Genomic DNA, 19248 nt, shown 5'->3' with positions numbered 1-19248 from the left:
AACAGCAGTTTTGTCGGCCACCGGTATCGGCTTGGACGCGACCATGTCAGCGCCCTCCACCGGTGGCAAGCCGGACGGTCAACCCCGTAATTAGGCGAAGCAGGCGAAAGGTGAAGCTTTCGGTCCCGGGAGACCGGTTTTCTGGAGCAAACCATAGGGCGTCAGGCTTTTCCGGCCTGCCGGCGCGCGCCGAATTTTTGCTGCGGGTGATGTCCGGCTGGCGCGCGCGAAGGCCGGCGGGACAATGGAGCGGCGCATCCGCTCCATCAGCGCATCCGTCCGGGATGATTGATTCTGCCGATGCGGCGCGCCAGCCGATCCCGGAAGCGCCGCCAGGAGCTTGCCGCTCCGGGCGTGCAGGCCTTAGTCGAGCGCCGTGACGCGCAGGCGCAGCGCGTTACCGATCACGCTGACCGAGGACAGCGCCATCGCCGCTGCCGCGATGATCGGCGAAAGCAGGATGCCGAAGAACGGGTAGAGCAGGCCTGCGGCAACCGGAACGCCAGCGGCGTTGTAGATGAAGGCGAAGAACAGGTTCTGCCGGATATTGCTCATCGTCGCGCGGCTGAGCTGAAGCCCGCGCACGATGCCCTGCAGATCGCCCTTGACCAGGGTGACGCCGGCGCTCTCGATCGCGACGTCGGTTCCGGTTCCCATGGCGACGCCGACATCGGCGGCGGCGAGGGCAGGGGCGTCGTTGACGCCGTCGCCGGCCATCGCGACGACCCGGCCCTGGCCGCGCAGCTTGTCGACCACGGCGCTCTTCTCCTCCGGCAGCACTTCGGCCTCGACCTCGTCGATGCCGAGCTGGCGCGCCACGGCCTGCGCTGTCGTCCGGTTGTCGCCGGTCAGCATGACCACCCGGATGCCGGCGTCGCGCAGCGCCCGGATCGCCGCCGGGGTGGTCTGCTTGATCGGGTCGGCGATCGCCAGCAGGCCGGCGAGCTTGCCGTCGATGGCGACGAAGATCACCGTGCCGCCTTCGCCGCGCAGGGTCTCGGCCTCGGCGGACAACGCGGAAAAGTCGATGCCGAGCTCGCCCATGATCCGGTGGCTGCCGATGACGAGCGCGCGGCCTTCGACGTTGCCGGTCACGCCCTTGCCGACCGGGCTGTCGAAATCCCGGGCTTCGGCCAGGGTGAGGCCGCGCTCCTTGGCGGCCTCGACGATCGCGGTGGCGAGCGGATGCTCGCTGGCGCGCTCGAGCGAGGCGGAGAGCCGCAGCAGCTCGTTCTGGTCGATGCCGCCGGCCGTCCGCATGGCGATCAGCCGGGGCTGGCCTTCGGTCAGCGTGCCGGTCTTGTCGACGACCAGCGTGTCGACCTTCTCGAAGCGCTCGAGCGCCTCGGCATTCTTGATCAGCACGCCGAGGCCGGCACCGCGTCCGACCCCGACCATGATCGACATCGGCGTCGCCAGACCGAGCGCGCAGGGGCAGGCGATGATCAGCACCGCGACAGCGGCGATGAGGGCGTGGGCGAGGCGCGGTTCCGGGCCGAACATCATCCAGGCGGCGAAGGCCGCAATGGCGATGACGATGACCAGCGGGACGAACCAGCCGGAGACCTGGTCGGCCAGGCGCTGGATCGGCGCGCGCGAGCGCTGCGCCTCGGCCACCATGTTGACGATCCGGGCGAGCATGGTGTCGCTGCCGACCTTGCCGGCGCGCATGATGAAGCCGCCGGTGCGGTTGAGCGTGCCGCCGATCAGCGCCGCGCCGACCTCCTTGGTGACCGGCATGGATTCGCCGGTCACCATGGACTCGTCGAGCGAGCTGCGGCCTTCGACGAGCTCGCCATCGACCGGCACGGTCTCGCCCGGCCTAACGCGCAGCCGGTCGCCGACATGGACGGATTCGAGCGGGATATCCTCGTCCTCGCCATCCTCGCGCACGCGGCGCGCCGTCTTCGGCACGAGATCGAGCAGGGCGCGGATCGCGCCGCCGGTCTGCTCGCGGGCCCGGAGTTCCAGGACCTGACCGAGCAGCACCAGCACGGTGATGACGGCCGCGGCCTCGAAATAGACGGCGACCGAGCCGTCGGCAGCGCGCAATGTCGACGGGAAGAGGTCGGGGGCGATGGTCGCGATCACACTGTAGATCCAGGCGACGCCCGTACCCATGGCGATCAGCGTGAACATGTTCAGGCTGCGATTGACGAGCGATGCGAAGGCGCGCTCGAAGAAGGGCCAGCCGGCCCAGAGCACGACCGGCGTCGCCAGGACGAGTTGCAGCCAGTTGGAATTCTGCGGCGCGATCAGCTGGTGCAGGCCGAGGAGATGGCCGCCCATTTCGAGGGCGAAGACCGGCAGGGTCAGGACGAGCCCGATCCAGAATCGCCGGGTCATGCCGACAAGCTCGTGGCTCGGTCCCTGATCCGCGGTTGGCATCTCCGGTTCGAGCGCCATGCCGCAGATCGGGCAGCTGCCCGGAGCGGGCTGTCGGATCTGCGGATGCATCGGACAGGTGTAGATCGAGCCTTCGGGCGCGGGCGCTGCGGTGGGCTTCGGCGCTGCGTCCTCGGCATAGGCGGCCGGCTTGGCCTCGAACTTGCCGCGGCAGCCCTCGGAGCAGAAGAAATAGCGCTTGCCGGCATGGGAGGCGCTGTACTTGGCCGTGGCGGGATCGACGGTCATGCCGCAGACCGGATCCTTGACGCTGTCCGGCGCGGCGTGGCCATGGCCATGATGGTGGCCGTGCTCGTGATGTCCGTGATGCTGGTGATCGGCCATCGTGCCTTCTCTCCTTCCCCGCGCCGTGATGCGAAGCCGGCGGGATCCGCCCGCCGGTCTCTCTCTCGGGTCAGCGCGTCAGCTGTGCGCTTGGGGTGTAGCCGGCCGCGGTCACGATCGCGCTCAGCGCTGCGAAATCGGCGCCGCCGCGGACGCTGACCAGCTTGGAGGCGGGGTCGGCGTCGACTGAGGTTCCCGGCAGCTTGCTCTCGATCGCGGTCTTGATGGTGCCGGCGCAATGGCCGCAGGTCATGTCCTCGACCCGGAAGCTGACGGCGCCTTCGGCCGGGGCCGCGGTGGTCGCGGCGGCTTGGGAATGTTGCTGGCAGGAGCACATGGTTCGCTGTCCTCGGTTGACGATGACAGCAGCCTGCACCTTCCCACAGTGGTAAGGTCAAGCCCTTCTGCACGTGCCGAGTGTGAAGCGCCGCGGCGGGCTCAGCCAGCCGTGTCGGCGAGTTCCTTCTGCCTGATGCAGGCGACGCTGTGGCCGGGGCCGACCTCCTCGATATCGGGGATCGCGCTGGCGCAGGCGTCGATCACATGCGGGCAGCGCGTGCGGAAGACGCAGCCCGAGGGCGGGTTGAGCGGGCTCGGAATGTCGCCCTTGAGGATGACGCGCTCGCGTTTGGCGCTCGGGTCCGGGATCGGCGCGGCCGAGAGCAGCACCCTGGTGTAGGGGTGGCGCGGATTGGCGTAGACCTCCTGCGCCGGCCCCTTCTCCATGATCCGGCCGAGATAGAGCACGACGATGTCGTCGCAGAGATACTCGACCACCGAGAGGTCATGGCTGATGAAGACCATGGTCAGGCCGAGTTCGCGCTGCAGCTCCTGGATCAGGTTGAGCACCTGGGCCTGGACCGAGACATCGAGCGCCGAGACCGGCTCGTCAGCGATGATCAGCTCCGGCTCGACCGCGAGTGCCCGAGCAATGCCGATGCGCTGGCGCTGGCCGCCGGAGAACTCATGCGGATAGCGCCGTGCGTGCTCGGCGTTCAGCCCGACCCGGCCGAGCAGCTCGGCGATGCGGGCCTCGCGGGCCTTGCCCTTGGCGAGGCCATGCGTGTCGATCGCCTCGCCGATGATCTCGCCGACCCGCATGCGCGGGTTGAGGCTGGAATAGGGGTCCTGGAAGATGATCTGCAGCCGCCGGCGATAGCCGCGCAGCGCCTTCTCCGGCAGGCCGAACAGGTCGACGCCGTCGAACACGGCCTCACCGCCGGAGGGCTCGACCAGACGCAATATGCAGCGCCCGACCGTGGTCTTGCCCGAGCCGGATTCGCCGACGATGCCGACGATGCTGCCGCGGCGAACCTCGAAGGAGACGTCGGAGACCGCCCGGACCTCGCCGCCACGGGTCGAGAAGACCTTCTGGAGATTGCGGACGGAGAGCAGCGGCGTCTCCGAAGCGACCGGGTTTGCGGGCGTGCTTGCAGCGGTCACAGCGCGTCATGCCTCCAGCAGCGGGTGAAATGGGCGGCCGCGACGTCGAGCAGCGGCGGCACGGCCTGCGTGCAGCTTTCTTCGGCCAGCGGGCAGCGCGGCGCATAGGTGCAGCCGGGCGGCAAGGCGAGGGGGCTCGGCACGCTGCCGGGGATGGCGTTGAGCAGGCGGCGGCCCTGGCCGGGAACGCGGTCGCGCCGCGCATCGGGAATGCAGGAGAGCAGGCCGCGCGTATAGGGGTGGCGCTGCCTTGCGAAGACGCCGGCGACCGGGCCCTGCTCGACGACGCGCCCGGCATACATCACCGCGACCTCATGGGCGATCTCGGCGACGACGCCGAGGTTATGGGTGATAAACAGGATGCTCATGCCGATCTCGGCCTGGAGCCGGCGCAGTAGATCGAGGATCTGCGCCTGGATGGTAACGTCGAGCGCGGTCGTCGGCTCGTCGGCGATCAGCAGGGCCGGATTGCAGGACAGAGCGAGCGCGATCATCACGCGCTGGCGCATGCCGCCGGACATTTCGTGCGGATACTGTGCGAGGCGCCGCTCGGCCGCCGGGATCTCGACCAGCTCGAGCATGCGCTTCGCCCGCGCCCGCGCCTCGCGCCGCGACAAGGGCTCGTGCAGCAGGATCATTTCCATGATCTGATCGCCGACGGTGAAGAGCGGGTTGAGGCTCGTCATCGGCTCCTGGAAGATCATCGCGATCTCGCTGCCGCGGATGGCCCGCATCCGCTTCAGCGGCAGCTGCGCGAGATCGACGACCTTGCCGCTGCGCAAGCGGTAGAGGATGCGCCCGCCGACGATGCTGCCGGGATGGGCAAGTAGCCGCATGATCGAGAGGCTGGTCACCGACTTGCCGGAGCCGGACTCGCCGACCACGGCGAGCGTCTCGCCGCGGCGCAGCGAGAAGCTGACGCCGTCGACCGACTTCACCGCCTGCGATCCGAGCAGGAAGTGGGTCTGCAGGTCCTCGACCCTGAGCAGGATGTCGTCCTCGGTCGCGCGCGCGGCGACGGCTGTCGTTTCCGTGGTCGCCATGGTCAGAGGTCCTTGCGCAGGCGCGGATCGAGCAGATCGCGCAGGCCGTCGCCGACAAGCTGCAGCGACAGGACGCTCAGCACGATCGCGGCGCCGGGGAAGAGCATCATCCAGTCGGCCTGGCCGATATATTGCCGGCCGCCGGCAATCATCGTGCCCCAGGTCGGGATTTCCGGGCTGACGCCGACGCCGAGGAAGGACAGACTCGCCTCTGCCAGCATCGCATAGGCGAAGATGAAGGTGGCCTGGACCAGGATCGGCGAGACGAGGTTGCGCAGGACATGGCGGGTCATGATCCGCCAGGTCGGCACGCCGAGCGCCCGCGCCGCCTCGACATAGGGCAGTTCGCGGATGATCAGCGTCGAGGCGCGCACGATGCGGGCGAGGCGCGGCGCGTAGACGATGCCGAGCGCGACGATGACCGTGGCGAGCGAGGGGCCGAGCGCCGCGACCAGCGAGATCGCCAGGAGGATGTCGGGGAAGGCCATCATCGCGTCGATGATGCGGGCGATGACGCCATCGGCCCGGCGGAAGAAGCCGGCGACGAGGCCGAGGGTGATGCCGAGGATCGCGGCGAGCGTGGTCGCCGCCGCGCCGACCAGCAGCGAGAGCTGGCCGGCATAGATGGTGCGGCTGAAGATATCGCGGCCGAACTCGTCGGTGCCGAAGAACCAGCGCTCGCTAGGCGGCTTCAGCCGGTTGACCACCGAAAGCCGGCTCGGCGAATAGGGCGCGATCAAGGGCGCGAGGATCGCCAGCAGGGCGATGACGGCGATGATGACGAGGCCGATCACCAGCGTCTTGCGCTGCAGGATTAGGCTGGCGAGCCGCGGGCGGGCGGCGGGCGAGGAGGGGGCGGCCATCAGTAGCGCACCCTGGGGTCGATCGCGAGATAGAGCATGTCGATCAGGAAATTGATCAGCACATAGAGGGCGGCGATGACGAGGAGCGCGCCCTGGATGACCGGATAGTCGCGGCGCAGCACGGCCGAGACGACGAGATTGCCGATGCCCGGCAGGCTGAACACGGTCTCGGTCACCACCGCGCCGGAGATCAGCAGTGCCGCGGTGAGGCCAATCACGGTCAAGACCGGGATCAGCGCGTTCTTGAGGGCGTGCTTCATCACCACGCCCCATTCGCCCATGCCCTTGGAGCGGGCGGTACGGACATAGTCGTCGTTGAGCACGTCGAGCATCGAGGCGCGGGTGAAGCGGGTGATCAGCGCCGAGGAGACGATGCCGAGCGCCAGCGCCGGCAGGACGAGATGGCGCAGCCGCTCGAGGAAGGAGGCGTCGGGGCCGCCATAGCCGGAGGCCGGCATCCAGCCATAACGCACGGCGAAGATCTGGATCAGGATCAGGCCGAGCCAGAAGCTCGGAATGCTCGCGGCGAACATGGCGAAGGTGGTGGCGAGCTGGTCGAAGAGCGAGCCGCGCTTATAGGCCGAGAGGATGCCGACCGGCAGGGCGATGGCGCTAGCGATCAGGATCGAGAACAGGGTGAGGAAGAAGGTCGGCTCGGCCCGCTCGGCGAGCGCGCTCAGCACGGGCATGTTGAGGAAGATCGACTGGCCGAGATCGCCGCGCAGGAGCTGGCCGAGAAACAGCACGTATTGCGTCGGCAGCGACTGGTCGAGCCCGAGCCGGCTGCGCAGGGCGCTGATGTCGGCGGCCGTCGCATCGGGGCCGAGCATGACCGCAGCGGGGTCGCCGGGGGCGATGCGGACGATGATGAAAACGATCGTCACGACCGTGAACATCACCGCCAGCATGCCGAGGATGCGCTGCATCACATATCGCGTCATCGCGTGCCGGTTTCCGTTGTGCTTGGTGAGGAGTGATCGCGGGCCGAGCGCCGTGCTGGCAGCGTTGCCCGCGGACGTTCTTGCAGGATCGATCGGGAATTCACCAACCTCATCCTGGGGAGCCGTGAAGCGGCGTCTCGAAGGATGATCCAGATGTCTCGGGAGCCTCCTGGACCATCCTTCGAGACGCCATTTCGGACGAAATGGCGCCTCAGGATGAGGGCTGTGAGTTGCCGAATGGCCTCTTGGTGATGGTCGGGAGCAGCGACCGGCTGCTCCCGTAGTGTGAAACCGTGAGGCTTTGGAACTTTGCTCAGGGCTTGAGCGAGGCGTTCCAGAAATACGGCCAGGGCGAGGCCGTGTAGCCGTTCAGGCGCGGCGACTTGGCGCTGAGGGCGGCGAAATCGCCGACCTTGTAGAACGGTACCTCTTCGAAGATCAGCTTCTGCAGATCGGCGAAGATCGCCTTGCGCTTGTTGACGTCCGACTCGGCATTGAGGGCGTTCAGCAGCTTGTTCTTGGCTTCGCTCGCCCACCAGCCGGGATAGCTGTCGGGCAGCGGCGCGATCAGGGCCGGCTCGGCGAGGAACGGGCTGTGGGTGATGAAGATGTCCCAGAGGGCCGGCTCGGCGCGGCGCTGCACCAAGGTCGCCCAGTCGACGACCTGGAGGTCGACCTTGAGGCCGGCGGCCTTGAGGTATTCGGCCGCGACCTGCGCCATCTTGTAATGGAACTCGTATTGCCGGCTGGTCAGGATGCGGATCGGCGCGCCGTCATATTTCGCGGTCTTCGCCAGGGCCTTGGCCTTGTCGGCATCGCCCTGGTTGTAGGCCTTGATGCCGGCATCGCTGCGCCAGGCATAGCCTTCCGGATACATGGCGCCGTCGACCTTGTAGAATTCCGGCTTGCCGAAGGCGGCGGCCAGCATGTCCTCGGCGTTCAGCGCAGCCTGGACAGCCTTGCGCATGTCCTGGTTGGTCATCATGCCCTGCTTGTTGTTCATGATGAACATCGGCCAGCCGAAGCCCTGCATCAGCAACGGCTCGGTCTTGGCCTGGCCCTTCAGCCGGTCGAAGGCCTCGACCGGGATCAGGTCGGCGAAGTCGAACTGGCCGGCGAGCGCGCCTTCGACGCGGGTGTTGGCGTCGGGCACCGGTACGAAGCGAATCTCGTCGAGATACTGCTTGCGGGCGCCGCCGAAGCCGTCGGGCTCGCCCTGGCGCTGCTTGTAGCCGTCGAAGCGGACAAGCTGGATGTACTGGTCGGGCTTGCGCTCCTTGAGCTGGTAGGGCCCGGTGCCGATCACCTCCTTGATCGGGTTCTCCATCTTGTCGGCCGGCATGATCACGGCCGCGGAGTTGTTGAAGGCGAGCAGCGCGGTGAGCGGCGCGAACGGGGCTTTCAGCGTGATCTTGACCGAGTTGTCGCCCTCCGCCTCGATCGAGGCGATGTTGGAGGCGACGAGCTTGCCGCGCGAGGCGAGCTCGGTCCAGCGCTTCAGCGAGGCGACGACGTCCTGCGCGGTCATCGCCTTGCCGTTGTGGAACGTGACGCCCTGGCGCAACGGGATGGTGTAGAGCTTGCCGCCGTCGCTGATCTGCGGAAGCGCCTCGGCCAGGAGCGGGGTCAGCGCCCAGTTCTTGTCGAAGGTGTAGAGCGTCTCGTAGAAATGCTGGGTGATCATGCCCAGAAGGTCGCCGGCGGCGACCATCGGGTCGAGCGTGTTGGGCTCGCCGATCGTGGCGACGTTGAGCGCGCCGCCCTTCTGCTGGGCGAGAGCCGGCGCCGCGGCGCCCAATCCCGCGACGGCGAGCGCGGTCGCGCCGATGCGGGCCAATTTCTTCAACATCTCAGCTTCCTCCCTGTGGTTTCTTGTCAGTCGGTGTTGAAATCAACGGCGCTTCCCGTCAGCGCCGGCGGATGGTCTCCACGACATGGGCGAGCTGCTCGACCACGGCGGCGGTGATCTGCTCACCCTTCTCGCGCGTGGCCAGCGAGGGGTCGCCGACGACCCCGGTGCCGCCGGACATTTCGTGCATGGAGCGGAACAGCGCGCCGCGGGCCGGCAGGATCATGTCGGCATTGGCCCAGTCATGGGTGCCGACATAGCTCATCCCCGAGACCAGCGCGGTGCGCACGCTCTTGGGGGCGCCGAGCAGCATCAGCGAGGTCTCGAACTCGCAGGCATGGTTGATGCCGGCGAAGCTGCTCTCGCGGATCGCGCCGAGTTCCTTGGCGGCGAGCCGCCACCAGGTCAGGAAGGCGATGCGACAGTCGCGATGCTTCGTGCCGAAGGTCTCGAGCAGCACCTGGCCGATCGCCTGGTTGCCGCCATGACTGTTGAACAGCACGATGTTGCGGAAGCCGTGGCGCGCGACGCTTTCGAGGATATCCCCGACATAGGCCAGGAAGGTCTCGTGGCGGACGCTGAGCGTGCCGGGAAAATCCATATGGTGCTCGGAGCAGCAGACCTTGACCTGGGGCAGGATCAGGACCTTGTCGCCGAGCTTCGCTTCCAGCGCCTGCAGGAAGTGGTCGCCGATGACCGCGTCGGTCTCGAGCGGCAGATGCGGGCCGTGCTGCTCGATCGCGGCGACGTTCAGGACGATCGGGATGTCGCGATCGAGCGCGGCGACTTCGTTCGTCGTGAGGGTTTCCCAACGCATGGAAATGAGCTCGCTGTTCAGGAAATCGTGCGGCCGCCGACGCGGAAGCGGGCGATGGCGGCCTCGTCGAGGACGATGCCGAGCCCCGGCCCGTCATCGGGAATGCGCACATGCGGCGGCTCGAAGGTGAGCGGCTTGGCGAGCAGATCGTGGCTGCGGATCATCCGGCCGAAAATGTCGCTCGGCCAGACGCAGCTCTTCGCCGCGGCAGCCTGGTGGACATACATCGCTTCGAGAATGCCGAGATCGACCTCCGAGCCGTGCCAGCAATAGACGCCGGCGGTCGAGGCGATGTGGTCGAGCGTCTGGAACTTGGCGAGGCCGCAATTGAAGTTGAATCCGTCGACCGCGCCATGAGCGATGGCGTTGATCGCGTCATGCGCGCGCTGGCCCTGATAGATATAGGGCAGCGAGACGTGCAGCACGATCGGGATCGAGGAGAAGCGGCGCAGCTCCGCGAAATCCTGCAACATCCAGCGCGGCAGCGGGTCCTCGAGCAGCAGGACGTTGCCGATTTTTTCCAGCTCCCGGATGATCGGGCGCGCATTGCCCGAGTTCTCCCAGCGCTGGTTGGGATCAAAGATCACCTTCATGCCGGGCGCATGCTGCTTGATCTGCGCGCACCAGCCGGCGACGTCGTCCTCGAGGTCGCATTTGAACTTGATGACCTGGTAACCCTGCTCGAAATAGCGCTTCACCCAGGGGCCGACCTCGTCCTGCGTGCGGTGGCTCGACCAGGCGCTGACATTGACCCGGTCGCGGATGGCGCCGCCGAGCAGCCGGTGCATCGGCACGCCCAGCGTCTTGGCATAGGCGTCCCAGATCGCGCATTCGAAGCCGTCATATTCGCGGCAGAGCGGCAGCGGCAGATCCTGCAGCGGCAGGTCGAAGATCGACTGGCCGATCAGGTTGGCGCAGATCGCCTCGAGGCGGGGCCATTCATGGTCGCGATAGAACTCGCCGATGCCGACGACGCCGTTCTTCAGCGTGATTCTGACGATCAGCTTGGGGAGCTCGTCGAACTGTACGCTCCAGCTCGCCTTGCCACCGACCGGCAGCATATGCAGCGGCTTGGCGAGGCTCTCGGAATTGATCACGCCGGGATTGGCGGGGACGATGACCTCGTCGAACTGGAAGGACAGGATCGTTCCGTCGGCTGGCTGCATGGCTCGGCTCGTCTTCTGGTCATTGGCGCGTGGCGCGCGACGGGCCGGGAATGTAGCTAGATTACATTTGCTGTCAATCGAGCCGAAGATATTTGCACATGCGATGACACTGTGGCGCCGTTTGGCAAGGGGTGGGATGCCTGTGGGCCGGGCGCTGCGCAGCTGCCAAGGTGTCCTGATCGAACGTTATCTGATTGATTCTTCGGTTTTTTCTCTGAGGCTATACGCCGCGGCGCCATGCCGAAGGTCTCGGCCGGCTCTCAGAGGGAATTTATGTAGTGGAATTACCTAATGGTGGAATCAGTCGCCGATCGGCTGCCCCTCTGTGCTGCCATGCAGGGCGATGAGCGTCGCGCGGGCGCGCCAGAGCTTCTTCGAGACGCTCTTCATGCGGCGGGCGCCGAGCAGGGTCGCGATGCAGTCGAGCAGGAAGAGCTGCCCGTAGCGGCCGCGATTGGGCATGTAGAAGAACTTTTCCTCGTCGAAGGCCTGGAGCGGCACGAGCACGCTGGCGATCTCGGCTAGCGGGCTCGGCGGGTGGGTGACGGCGATGACGCCGGCGCCCTGGCTGCGGGCGATCTCGGCGCTGTCGAGCAGCGAGCGCGGCTTGCCGGTGACCGAGAAGATCAGCAGGACGTCGTCGGGCCCGCAGGTCGCGGCCATGACGCGTTGCTGATAGGGGTCGGCCGTCGAGGATGCGGCGACATCTAGCCGGAACAGCCGGTTCTCCGCTTCGGTCGCGACATTGGCCGAGCTGCCGCCGACGCCGAAGCAGAAGATGCGGCGGCCCTTGTCGAGCAGGTCGACGGCGGCCTCGATCGCCTGCGGATCATGCTGGGCGAAGGCCATCGACAGCGCCTGCACGGTCGCGTTGTAGACGTGCTCGGCGACCTCGTTGCCGGTGTCGGCGGGCTGCTGGCGCTCGGCGGCGAGATACATCCGGCCGATCGCGTATTCCTGGGCCAGACGGATCTTGAAATCGGTGAAGCCGTCGCAGCCCATGCGGCGGGCGAAGCGCACCACCGTCGGTTCGCTGACATGGGCCTGGGTCGCCAGGTCGCGGGTGCTGATCCGGGCTGCACCGTCGATGTCCGCCAGAATGATCTCGGCGACATTGCGCTCAGCCCGGTTCATCTCGGGGGCTTCGAGCCGCATGCGATCGATCAGGCTGCTCACGTGGCGCATCGTCCCCTTTCCGGCATTCGCAGTTGCGGCGTCGCATATCCCGTGATCGGGACCAAGGGTATCCGTGCGGTCGCGGGCGGTGTTCCACAGCCCGGCGTGTGGCTCCGGCGAAACGCCGATTATCGCGACATGGACGGGCAGGGCAAGGCGTGTCGCCACAGGCCTGCCGCGAGATGGTCACGAAATCACCCGCGGGAGCTCGGCCTCTGCTCCCATTCGTACGGTCTTATGGAGACGATCGACAATCAGGGGAGGAGGTCTCATGCGCACGATCACGATAGCGGCCGTCGCAGCGCTCGCCCTGGCGGGTGTGGCGCAGGCTCAGACGGAGCCGAGCGGAACGCCGCCGGTGCAGTCGCCGGTGACTTCTCCCGACATTGTGCCGGCTGCGTCGGAGATCACGGCCATTCACGTGGTCGAGCTCGACGATCTGCCCGATGAGGCGAGGGCGAGAGTGAACCAGCATGTGGCGACTCGCACGGCCAACGAGGTGCAACAGCTGCAGCAGGCGATCGAGGCTGTGCCGACGGTCAGATCGGCGGTGGAGGCGCAGGGGTTTTCTGCCCGCGACGTGGTGATGGCCGAGATGAGCGACGAGGGGGAACTGACCATCGTCACCAGGCGCATCGGCTGACAGCGGCGCCTTCGGCTATCGGCTTCCCGGACGGCGTCGCTCCCGGGGAAGGAGCACTGTCACGCCGTCCGCTTCTTCTTCATTGAAACCGCCGGGGCGGGGGCGGGCGACAGTGTCGCCCTATGTGCTCAAGCCCTGCCTCCGGCGTCGCTTATCGACAGATCCAGCTTTCAGATGGCAACGTCGGGCACTGCCATTTGAAAGCGTCCGGTACTAGCTCCAGAACCCATCCTGATGGGCGCGTGGCGAGAACGTTTCCGAGTCGTCCTGCTGGGTCGTCTCGATGTCGTCCTCGTGTTCGGCGTCAAGTGCGCCTTCCGAGTCGTGCCGTTCGAGCATGGTTCTCTCCTTTCATGATCTAGGGGGAGTTTTGCTTCTGGCACACCAAAGATAGGTCTTTTTGCTGCGCTGCACAAGGTTTTGGGCGGGGCGGCGATCTTCCCGAAGGGCAAGGCCAGCTCAGCCATTGCCCCCCGAGGACCCTTCCGCAACGGTCGCCGACTGGCTCTCCGCAGCGCGATCCAAGCATGCGGCCATGGCCGACGTGCCCCAGGAATGCTTCGAGCACTGCGCCGTTCCGATGGTCAGATTGGGGGTCGATCCCTGCGGCTGCTGCGCTCCGCTGCATCCGCTGAGGGCCAGGGCGAGGATGGCCAGGGTCAGTCGCATTTTGGTCTCCCGGTTCGAAAGCCGACCAGTCCATCACAGAGATTTGGCAGGAGTTTGAAGCTGCACAAACGCCGATGCTGGCGCGCGATTTGCGCGTAAGAGGTCAGACCGTGCCGATGCCGTCCTATTTTGAAACGCCTTGCTCCATAACAGCGCAATCGGAGACGTCCCATGTCGTCGCGCCCCCTGTCTCTGCGTCTCGCCCGCGTCTTCGAGCGCCTTGACCGGCGCAAACGGGCCGCCCGAAAGGCGGCGGCCGCAAATGCCGTCCGGAACCCCGAGCCGCATGACGCCGAGACGTCGGAGGTGAAGGAGGGCGGCAAGAAGCCGGCCCAGGCCGGCGAGAAATAGCCTCTCCCTTTGTAGACCGCCCGCCGCACGATCGGCGGCGGGCGCGGGCTCGGCGCCGACCGCACCGAACCCTGTCGGCGGGCCGTCACCAGCTCTGGCGATCGTACCAGCTATCGACATCCGCCTTCACGCGGTCCTTCTCGATGCCGTAGCGCTCCTGGATCTTGCCTTCGAGCTGGTCGCGCTTGCCGGCGATGACGTCGAGATCGTCGTCGGTCAGCTTGCCCCATTGCTCCTTGACCTTGCCCTTGAGCTGCTTCCAGTTTCCTTCGACGCGGTTCCAGTCCATCGGATCACTCCTTTCAAGGGGGAGGGGTAGGAGGCCGCCCAGGCGGCCGCGCGGTCAGATCAACGGGCTACGATACGGCTCGGCCCGGTCGTCGAAACGACTCCAGCCGGTTCTGCGGTATTCGGCGAGGCGCTCGTCGCGGTCGATCGGCGTGGCGCCGTCCATGATCGCCTCTGCGGCGGGCGCCCGGTCGTCGCTGGTGCGGACCGAGACGACCGATCCACCGCGGCGCACCGTTTCGGCATAGTAGTTGGCGTCATCCTCGCTGGCGCCCGCGCTGGTCAGCGCGCCGACGATGCCGCCCGTCGCGCCGCCGGCGACAGCGCCGGCGGCGGTCGAGGCGAGCCAGCCGGCCGCTACCACCGGCCCGATGCCGGGAATGGCGATCAGGCCGAGGCCCGCCAGCAGGCCGGCGGCTCCCCCGAGCGCGGCGCCGATGCCGGCACCTTCGCCGGCATTGCTGTCATCGGCCTTCTCATGCCGCCCGACGAGGCTGATCTCCGAATTGGAGAAGCCCGCGGCTTCGAGCTGCTCGACGACGATGCGAGCGGATTCATAGGTGTCGTAGGATCGCGTGATGGTTTGGGTCATCTCTGCTTGTCTCCCGAAATCGATGAGGTCGCTCAGTTGCGGGTGATGTTGCCGCGGTAGTCGACCGAGACGCTGACCTGCGTGCCCGAATGCGTCGCCGTTCCCTTCCAGACGCCGTTGTCGTCCTTCTTGAGAGCGCTGACATTGGAGTAGCCATTGGCCTCGAGGCGGCTCTTGGCCTGGCCCTCGGTGAAGCTGTTGGCCCCCGGCAGTGGCGCATTGGCATCGGCCGGCGCCTTCGGGGCCGGCATCGGCGATGTGGTCGAGGTCTGTGCCTGCGCGCCGGTTGCAACCAAGGCGCAGAAGATCGACGTGAGAACCACGTTCCGCATCATTATCTCCTTGTGGAAAAACGGTATTTCGTCCGCTGCCAATAAAACTGGCGGCGGACGGACAAGTTCCCGGAAAACTGAAAATGCGGCCGGCGCCGTCCGTTGAGCCGGGGTGGCGGGGACTTCCCGGGCGTAGCGTCGGGGGAGCGCGGCTCGTCCGCGGCTCAGCCGGAGAAGGCGAAATCCAGGCCCGCGGCGACGTGGAGCTGCGTCGTGTCGAAGACCGGCAGAGCAAAGTCGCCCTGCGAGAGCAGCAGCGTCAGCTCAGTGCAGCCGAGGATGACGCTGTCGATCGCCTGAGGCCGCATGCGCTCGACTTCGTGCAGGCAGGTCGCGCGCGATTGCGGGCGTATGATGCCGCAGCAAAGCTCGTCGAAGATGATGTCGCTGATCGCGAGGCGCCCCCGCGCGTCGGGGATCGCCGGAGACAGCAGGCCGCCTTGCGCCAGGCGCTGACGATAAAAGCCCTGTTCCATGGTGTAGCGGGTGGCGAGCAGGGCCGGCCGCCGGCAGCCCGCGGCCTCGATGGCGCGTGCGGTAACGTCGACGACATGGATGAGCGGGATGCCGATCGCCGCCTCGATCTGTGGAGCGAGGCTGTGCATGGTGTTGGCGCAGATCATGACGCCGGCTGCGCCTGCACGCTCAAGGCCGCGGGCGGCGGCGATCATCAGCTCCGCCAGCTCGGCCGTGGCACCGGCCGCCTGAAGGCGGGCGATCGCGGCGAAGTCGAAGGAATGCAGCAGGAGCGGGGCGGAGTGGAGCCCGCCGAGCCTGGCCCGCGCGCCCTCGTTGAGCAGGCGGTAATACACCGCCGTGCTCTCCCAGCTCATGCCGCCGAGCAGGCCGAGCGGTTTCACGATCCGACGGCGTCCTGCGGGGCGTCGCCATCGCGGAAATGCGGCCCGCTCATCGCTTCTGCGTATGCGCGAAGACGTCGTAGTTCAGTTCGGCGATGCGGAACCATTGCTGGATCTCGTCGCGGAAGCGCGTCCACGGCTCGTAAATCCGCCGGAACTCGGCATTGCGCGCCGCTTCCTCGCGATAATAGGCGTCTGCCGCCTTGAACGCGGCTTCCATCACGTCGCGGGGGAAGGAGCGGAGCTGCACGCCAGCACCGACCAGGCGGCGCAGGGCGGCCATGTTCTGGGTGTCGTACTGCGCCAGCATCAGCATGGTCGACTCGGCGCTCGCCGTCTCGATCGCCGCCTTGAACTCGTCGGGCAGGGCAGCCCAGGCCTTGTCGTTGATGTAGAGGCTGATCTGCGGGCCGCAGTCCCACCAGCCCGGCGAGTAATAGTAGCGCGCCACCTTCTGGAAGCCGAGGCGCTCGTCATCGGCCGGGCCGACCCATTCGACCGCGTCGATGGTGCCGCGTTCCAGGGCCGAATAGATGTCGCCCGCCGCGATGGTCTGCGGCACGACGCCCATGCGCGACAGGATCTCGCCGCCGATGCCGGGAATGCGCATCTTCAGGCCGGAGAGATCGGCGACGCTGTTGATCTCCTTGCGGAACCAGCCGCCCATCTGGCAACCGGTGTTGCCGAGCGGGAACTGAACCACGCCGAAGCGGGCGAAGAGGGGCCGCAGCAATTCGAGGCCGCCGCCCTGCATCATCCAGGCGATGTGCTGGCGCGAGTTGAGGCCGAAGGGCAGGCCGGTATCGAAGGCGAGCGCCTTGTCCTTGCCGGTATAGTAGAAGGTCGCGCTGTGGCCGCATTCGATGGTCCCGGCGCCGACCGCATCGAGCACCTGGAGCCCGCCGACGATCTCACCGGCCGCGAAGACCTGGATCTTGAAGCGTCCCTTGGTCAGCTGATCGACCCGGCGCGCCAGGTTCTCGGCGGCATTGAACAGGATCGGCAGGGATTTCGGGAAGCTCGAGGCCAGGCGCCAGCGCAGCTCGCCGGATTGCTGCGCTACCGCCGGTGCTGCGATCGTCGTGGCCGCGGCTGCTCCGGCCAGTATCCGCCTACGCGTGAACGCCATTTTCTCCTCCTCCGAGAATTGCGTCGGCTTCGATCTCGATCAGGATGTCCGGGTGGATGAAGGTGAGCCCGGCCAGAAAGGACGTGACGGGCTGGATCTGCCCGAAGAACTCGCCGTGGATCTTTCCGACCTTCTCCCAGTCATTGGCATGGCGCAGGAAGATGCGGGTGCGGACGGTGTTCTCGAGCCCGTTCATGCCGCAGGCCGTCAGGGCTTCGGCGATCTTGCGCAGGCTCTCCCTGGTCTGGACCTCGACATCGCCCGCCCCGACCACGCCGTCCGGGCCGAGGGCGGTGGTACCGGCGACGACGGCATGGTTGCCGACGCGGACGGCGCGACAATAGCCAATCCGCTTTTCATAAGGGCCGTCGCTGGCTACCTGCTGTCTCACAACCGTCTCGCCCTCTTATGTTCCGTTCGGAACATAAGAGGGCGGGCGCCGATCCCTGTCAATCGGATTCAGCGCGCATGCGAGATTCAGCGAAGGCCATGCTCACCGGCAACGCGATCACTACCGGCTACCGGATCAGCTTCCTGGCCAATTATCTGATGGGCGTGATCTATGCCCGGGTGCAGGCCGATCTCGGCTTCAACCGGGCCGAGGCGGCGATCCTGTTCTGCCTGGCGCATATGACGCCGCTGAGCGGGATCGAGATCGCCGAGATGACCGGGAGGCCGCGCAACAGCATCAGCCCGGCGGTCGGCAAGCTGGTGCGGCTCGGCCTGATCGCGAAGGAACCGGCCGAGCAGAACCGCAAGATCGAGCTGCTCTCGCTGACGGAGGAGGGGCGCGCGATGAGCGAGAAGGTCGTCGCCTATTTCATCGCGCGCGAGCGCCCGATGCTCGAGCCTCTGGTCTCCACGGCCGAGCGCGAATTGCTGGACGGGCTTCTAGCCCGGCTGATCTTCCGCGAGGACAACTGGCTCGACACCACAGTTTAGCGCGGCTTCCCTCGCCTTGCACCTTCGCTCCGGCTGGAGCGAAGGGAATACCGGATGAGATCGGAACCTAGCTGGCGCCGCTCGCGAGTTGACGGCGATATTCATCGACAGGCAGGCCGCCGACTCCCCAATCTTCAAAAGCGACCTCTTCGATCACGACGAAGGTGGTCGCCGGCTTCTTGTCGAGGATTGTAACGAGAAGATCTGTGATGCCTTTGATGAGCATCGCCTTCTGTTCCGCCGTCGCACCCTCGCGTGTGATCTTGATGTTGACGTAGGGCATCGCGTTACTCCGGCTTACGCTCGATGATCTGGAATATCTTGGCCATGATGCGCCACTGCCCATCGACCTGCACCAGCGTCAGGAAATCGACGAAATCACGCGCGCCTATGGTACAGCGCACACGGGCAAAGGCTGTGTTGTCGCCAGCGAAATCGATAGCGTCGATGACGTCGTGGCGTTCATCGCCGCGACTGGCCGGAGACTTTCTGGCCGCGATGACCTGCATGTATTCGGGCATCGTGCGATACAGCAGCGGGGTTTCGTCAGCTGTTGCGTATATTGCTTTCGGATGAAAGACCTGCTCGAGCTTCGCCGCGTCGCAGTAATATAGCCCGTCGAAATACGCCTCGAGGACCGCGGTGACAGCTTGAAATGGCGCGCTCATGCGGCGGCCTTCTCGATCAGCCCTTCGTCGACCATCGCCTTGCGGACCGCCGGCCGTGACGCCATGCTGGAGACGTATCGTTCGACCTGAGGCCAGCGGCTGAGGTCCAGTCCGACAAATCTCGCCCAGTTCAGAACAACGAACAGATATGCATCGGCAACACTGTAGGTCTCTCCGAGGACAAATCTTCGTCCGTCGGCAAGCATGCTTGCGACATCGCCGATCCGCCGGGCAAGCACTGCTTCGGCAGCCTCCTTTTCCGTTTGCGAGAGCAGGCGCTCGCCGAAATAGGGCGAAAACGCTTTGTGAAGTTCCGAGGAGATGAAGTTGAGGGCTTCATGCAAGCGTGCACGATCGAGCGTGCCGGCCGCGGGTTGCTGCGCTTCATCGCCATGGCGGTCGGCAATATATTGCAGGATCGCTGGATTTTCGGTGATGACCGTGCCGTCCTGAAGGACGAGCGCCGGCACATAGCCTCGTGGGTTGATCGATCGATAGTCAGCACCAGCTGCCGTCAAACCGGTCTTGGTGTCGACCTGCGTGGCTTCGAAAGGGACATTGAGTTCGGTGAGAACGATACGCGCGGCAAGTGAGCACGCGCCGGGCTTGAAATACAGGTGCATCAGCTACTCCATGTCGTCTGCTGGTTGACCGTCGACGATCTCAAGCTATGAATTTCGGTTACCAGTGGCAACGAAGTTTCCATTGGAAACCATCGTTTCACGTTTCCGCGGAGTAACCTGGTT

General features: G+C 66.2%; 24 protein-coding genes. 3 read left to right on the top strand and 21 right to left on the bottom strand.

Annotation, left to right across the window (positions count from 1 at the left end; all coding sequences use genetic code 11):
- Nucleotides 1-363 precede the first annotated feature (363 nt).
- From ACWGRX_RS07650 to ACWGRX_RS07605, 10 genes are all read right to left on the bottom strand, one after another.
- On the bottom strand, nt 364-2730 hold the full coding sequence (locus tag ACWGRX_RS07650; protein ID WP_452117047.1) for a heavy metal translocating P-type ATPase: 2367 nt from the start codon (nt 2728-2730) through the stop codon (nt 364-366).
- 70 nt (nt 2731-2800) lie between these two features.
- Nucleotides 2801-3067, bottom strand: coding sequence for a heavy-metal-associated domain-containing protein (locus ACWGRX_RS07645; RefSeq protein WP_452117046.1), 267 nt, complete (start codon nt 3065-3067; stop codon nt 2801-2803).
- A 101-nt stretch (nt 3068-3168) separates the two neighbouring features.
- On the bottom strand, nt 3169-4173 hold the full coding sequence (locus ACWGRX_RS07640; RefSeq protein WP_452117045.1) for an ABC transporter ATP-binding protein: 1005 nt from the start codon (nt 4171-4173) through the stop codon (nt 3169-3171).
- Nucleotides 4170-5216, bottom strand: a complete 1047-nt coding sequence (locus tag ACWGRX_RS07635) for an ABC transporter ATP-binding protein (RefSeq protein WP_452117044.1) — start codon at nt 5214-5216, stop codon at nt 4170-4172. The genes ACWGRX_RS07640 and ACWGRX_RS07635 overlap by 4 nt, the downstream gene beginning before the upstream one ends.
- Nucleotides 5217-5218: 2 nt before the next feature.
- Nucleotides 5219-6079 carry an ABC transporter permease gene (locus ACWGRX_RS07630; protein ID WP_291634585.1) on the bottom strand — a complete coding sequence of 287 codons (861 nt, stop codon included), beginning with the start codon at nt 6077-6079 and terminating at the stop codon, nt 5219-5221.
- A complete protein-coding gene (locus ACWGRX_RS07625) occupies nt 6079-7020 on the bottom strand; it encodes an ABC transporter permease (protein ID WP_291634587.1) in 942 nt (313 codons plus the stop codon). Before ACWGRX_RS07625 ends, ACWGRX_RS07630 begins: the two co-directional genes overlap by 1 nt.
- A 313-nt stretch (nt 7021-7333) precedes the next feature.
- On the bottom strand, nt 7334-8869 hold the full coding sequence (locus ACWGRX_RS07620; RefSeq protein WP_452117043.1) for an ABC transporter substrate-binding protein: 1536 nt from the start codon (nt 8867-8869) through the stop codon (nt 7334-7336).
- Between the two features lie 58 nt (nt 8870-8927).
- Entirely contained in the window at nt 8928-9686 is a 759-nt protein-coding gene (locus ACWGRX_RS07615) for a creatininase family protein (RefSeq protein ID WP_452117042.1), read from the bottom strand.
- A gap of 17 nt (nt 9687-9703) precedes the next feature.
- On the bottom strand, nt 9704-10852 hold the full coding sequence (locus ACWGRX_RS07610; RefSeq protein ID WP_452117041.1) for a mandelate racemase/muconate lactonizing enzyme family protein: 1149 nt from the start codon (nt 10850-10852) through the stop codon (nt 9704-9706).
- A 300-nt stretch (nt 10853-11152) separates the two neighbouring features.
- The gene (locus ACWGRX_RS07605; RefSeq protein ID WP_452117040.1) at nt 11153-12037 is read right to left on the bottom strand and encodes a MurR/RpiR family transcriptional regulator; all 885 of its coding nucleotides are present in this window, start codon (nt 12035-12037) and stop codon (nt 11153-11155) included.
- Nucleotides 12038-12299: 262 nt separating this feature from the next.
- Between ACWGRX_RS07605 and ACWGRX_RS07600 the strand changes: the two genes are divergently transcribed.
- The gene (locus tag ACWGRX_RS07600; protein ID WP_452117039.1) at nt 12300-12671 is read left to right on the top strand and encodes a hypothetical protein; all 372 of its coding nucleotides are present in this window, start codon (nt 12300-12302) and stop codon (nt 12669-12671) included.
- Nucleotides 12672-12884: 213 nt separating this feature from the next.
- On the opposite strand, the gene ACWGRX_RS07595 is transcribed toward ACWGRX_RS07600, so the two are convergent.
- Together ACWGRX_RS07595 and ACWGRX_RS07590 are read right to left on the bottom strand one after the other, a co-directional pair.
- Nucleotides 12885-13010, bottom strand: coding sequence for a hypothetical protein (locus ACWGRX_RS07595; RefSeq protein WP_291634600.1), 126 nt, complete (start codon nt 13008-13010; stop codon nt 12885-12887).
- 120 nt (nt 13011-13130) lie between these two features.
- Complete coding sequence (locus ACWGRX_RS07590) at nt 13131-13340, bottom strand: hypothetical protein (RefSeq protein WP_452117038.1); 210 nt, start codon at nt 13338-13340, stop codon at nt 13131-13133.
- A 171-nt stretch (nt 13341-13511) separates the two neighbouring features.
- Here ACWGRX_RS07590 and ACWGRX_RS07585 point away from each other — a divergent pair, with 171 nt between their 5' ends.
- Nucleotides 13512-13691: a hypothetical protein gene (locus ACWGRX_RS07585; RefSeq protein WP_452117037.1), complete on the top strand. Its 180-nt coding sequence runs from the start codon at nt 13512-13514 to the stop codon at nt 13689-13691.
- 85 nt (nt 13692-13776) lie between these two features.
- Here ACWGRX_RS07585 and ACWGRX_RS07580 read toward each other — a convergent pair whose 3' ends face one another.
- From ACWGRX_RS07580 to ACWGRX_RS07555, 6 genes are all read right to left on the bottom strand, one after another.
- Nucleotides 13777-13980 (bottom strand): CsbD family protein, encoded by a 204-nt coding sequence (locus ACWGRX_RS07580; RefSeq protein ID WP_291648315.1) that lies wholly within the window; start codon nt 13978-13980, stop codon nt 13777-13779.
- Between the two features lie 54 nt (nt 13981-14034).
- Nucleotides 14035-14571 carry a hypothetical protein gene (locus tag ACWGRX_RS07575; RefSeq protein WP_452117036.1) on the bottom strand — a complete coding sequence of 179 codons (537 nt, stop codon included), beginning with the start codon at nt 14569-14571 and terminating at the stop codon, nt 14035-14037.
- Nucleotides 14572-14603: 32 nt separating this feature from the next.
- The gene (locus ACWGRX_RS07570) at nt 14604-14903 is read right to left on the bottom strand and encodes a PepSY domain-containing protein (protein ID WP_452117035.1); all 300 of its coding nucleotides are present in this window, start codon (nt 14901-14903) and stop codon (nt 14604-14606) included.
- Between the two features lie 164 nt (nt 14904-15067).
- A complete protein-coding gene (locus ACWGRX_RS07565) occupies nt 15068-15763 on the bottom strand; it encodes an aspartate/glutamate racemase family protein (protein ID WP_452117034.1) in 696 nt (231 codons plus the stop codon).
- A gap of 49 nt (nt 15764-15812) precedes the next feature.
- A complete protein-coding gene (locus ACWGRX_RS07560; RefSeq protein ID WP_452117033.1) occupies nt 15813-16892 on the bottom strand; it encodes a TRAP transporter substrate-binding protein in 1080 nt (359 codons plus the stop codon).
- Nucleotides 16876-17283 carry a RidA family protein gene (locus ACWGRX_RS07555; RefSeq protein ID WP_452117032.1) on the bottom strand — a complete coding sequence of 136 codons (408 nt, stop codon included), beginning with the start codon at nt 17281-17283 and terminating at the stop codon, nt 16876-16878. Before ACWGRX_RS07555 ends, ACWGRX_RS07560 begins: the two co-directional genes overlap by 17 nt.
- A gap of 77 nt (nt 17284-17360) precedes the next feature.
- Between ACWGRX_RS07555 and ACWGRX_RS07550 the strand changes: the two genes are divergently transcribed.
- Nucleotides 17361-17834, top strand: a complete 474-nt coding sequence (locus ACWGRX_RS07550; RefSeq protein ID WP_452117031.1) for a MarR family winged helix-turn-helix transcriptional regulator — start codon at nt 17361-17363, stop codon at nt 17832-17834.
- 67 nt (nt 17835-17901) lie between these two features.
- Here ACWGRX_RS07550 and ACWGRX_RS07545 read toward each other — a convergent pair whose 3' ends face one another.
- The 3 genes from ACWGRX_RS07545 to ACWGRX_RS07535 are packed head-to-tail and all read right to left on the bottom strand — an operon-like array spanning nt 17902 to nt 19125.
- A complete protein-coding gene (locus tag ACWGRX_RS07545; protein ID WP_452117030.1) occupies nt 17902-18117 on the bottom strand; it encodes a tautomerase family protein in 216 nt (71 codons plus the stop codon).
- 4 nt (nt 18118-18121) lie between these two features.
- Nucleotides 18122-18502 carry a nuclear transport factor 2 family protein gene (locus tag ACWGRX_RS07540; protein WP_291634618.1) on the bottom strand — a complete coding sequence of 127 codons (381 nt, stop codon included), beginning with the start codon at nt 18500-18502 and terminating at the stop codon, nt 18122-18124.
- Nucleotides 18499-19125 carry a glutathione S-transferase C-terminal domain-containing protein gene (locus tag ACWGRX_RS07535; protein ID WP_452117029.1) on the bottom strand — a complete coding sequence of 209 codons (627 nt, stop codon included), beginning with the start codon at nt 19123-19125 and terminating at the stop codon, nt 18499-18501. The genes ACWGRX_RS07540 and ACWGRX_RS07535 overlap by 4 nt, the downstream gene beginning before the upstream one ends.
- Nucleotides 19126-19248: the final 123 nt, after the last annotated feature.

This window comes from Allobosea sp. NPDC055594 (assembly GCF_053618995.1).
This window is presented reverse-complemented; position numbering and strand designations above follow the sequence as displayed.

What these genes read in the sequence shown, in the direction of transcription:
- ACWGRX_RS07630 (WP_291634585.1), bottom strand. Translation starts at nt 6,079, where the DNA reads ATGGCCGCCCCCTCCTCGCCCGCCGCCCGCCCGCGGCTCGCCAGCCTA.
- ACWGRX_RS07610 (WP_452117041.1), bottom strand. Translation starts at nt 10,852, where the DNA reads ATGCAGCCAGCCGACGGAACGATCCTGTCCTTCCAGTTCGACGAGGTC.
- ACWGRX_RS07650 (WP_452117047.1), bottom strand. Translation starts at nt 2,730, where the DNA reads ATGGCCGATCACCAGCATCACGGACATCACGAGCACGGCCACCATCAT.
- ACWGRX_RS07580 (WP_291648315.1), bottom strand. Translation starts at nt 13,980, where the DNA reads ATGGACTGGAACCGCGTCGAAGGAAACTGGAAGCAGCTCAAGGGCAAG.
- ACWGRX_RS07605 (WP_452117040.1), bottom strand. Translation starts at nt 12,037, where the DNA reads ATGCGCCACGTGAGCAGCCTGATCGATCGCATGCGGCTCGAAGCCCCC.
- ACWGRX_RS07560 (WP_452117033.1), bottom strand. Translation starts at nt 16,892, where the DNA reads ATGGCGTTCACGCGTAGGCGGATACTGGCCGGAGCAGCCGCGGCCACG.
- ACWGRX_RS07625 (WP_291634587.1), bottom strand. Translation starts at nt 7,020, where the DNA reads ATGACGCGATATGTGATGCAGCGCATCCTCGGCATGCTGGCGGTGATG.
- ACWGRX_RS07620 (WP_452117043.1), bottom strand. Translation starts at nt 8,869, where the DNA reads ATGTTGAAGAAATTGGCCCGCATCGGCGCGACCGCGCTCGCCGTCGCG.
- ACWGRX_RS07595 (WP_291634600.1), bottom strand. Translation starts at nt 13,010, where the DNA reads ATGCTCGAACGGCACGACTCGGAAGGCGCACTTGACGCCGAACACGAG.
- ACWGRX_RS07585 (WP_452117037.1), top strand. Translation starts at nt 13,512, where the DNA reads ATGTCGTCGCGCCCCCTGTCTCTGCGTCTCGCCCGCGTCTTCGAGCGC.
- ACWGRX_RS07645 (WP_452117046.1), bottom strand. Translation starts at nt 3,067, where the DNA reads ATGTGCTCCTGCCAGCAACATTCCCAAGCCGCCGCGACCACCGCGGCC.
- ACWGRX_RS07545 (WP_452117030.1), bottom strand. Translation starts at nt 18,117, where the DNA reads ATGCCCTACGTCAACATCAAGATCACACGCGAGGGTGCGACGGCGGAA.
- ACWGRX_RS07570 (WP_452117035.1), bottom strand. Translation starts at nt 14,903, where the DNA reads ATGCGGAACGTGGTTCTCACGTCGATCTTCTGCGCCTTGGTTGCAACC.
- ACWGRX_RS07550 (WP_452117031.1), top strand. Translation starts at nt 17,361, where the DNA reads ATGCGAGATTCAGCGAAGGCCATGCTCACCGGCAACGCGATCACTACC.
- ACWGRX_RS07540 (WP_291634618.1), bottom strand. Translation starts at nt 18,502, where the DNA reads ATGAGCGCGCCATTTCAAGCTGTCACCGCGGTCCTCGAGGCGTATTTC.
- ACWGRX_RS07635 (WP_452117044.1), bottom strand. Translation starts at nt 5,216, where the DNA reads ATGGCGACCACGGAAACGACAGCCGTCGCCGCGCGCGCGACCGAGGAC.
- ACWGRX_RS07590 (WP_452117038.1), bottom strand. Translation starts at nt 13,340, where the DNA reads ATGCGACTGACCCTGGCCATCCTCGCCCTGGCCCTCAGCGGATGCAGC.
- ACWGRX_RS07615 (WP_452117042.1), bottom strand. Translation starts at nt 9,686, where the DNA reads ATGCGTTGGGAAACCCTCACGACGAACGAAGTCGCCGCGCTCGATCGC.
- ACWGRX_RS07575 (WP_452117036.1), bottom strand. Translation starts at nt 14,571, where the DNA reads ATGACCCAAACCATCACGCGATCCTACGACACCTATGAATCCGCTCGC.
- ACWGRX_RS07535 (WP_452117029.1), bottom strand. Translation starts at nt 19,125, where the DNA reads ATGCACCTGTATTTCAAGCCCGGCGCGTGCTCACTTGCCGCGCGTATC.
- ACWGRX_RS07600 (WP_452117039.1), top strand. Translation starts at nt 12,300, where the DNA reads ATGCGCACGATCACGATAGCGGCCGTCGCAGCGCTCGCCCTGGCGGGT.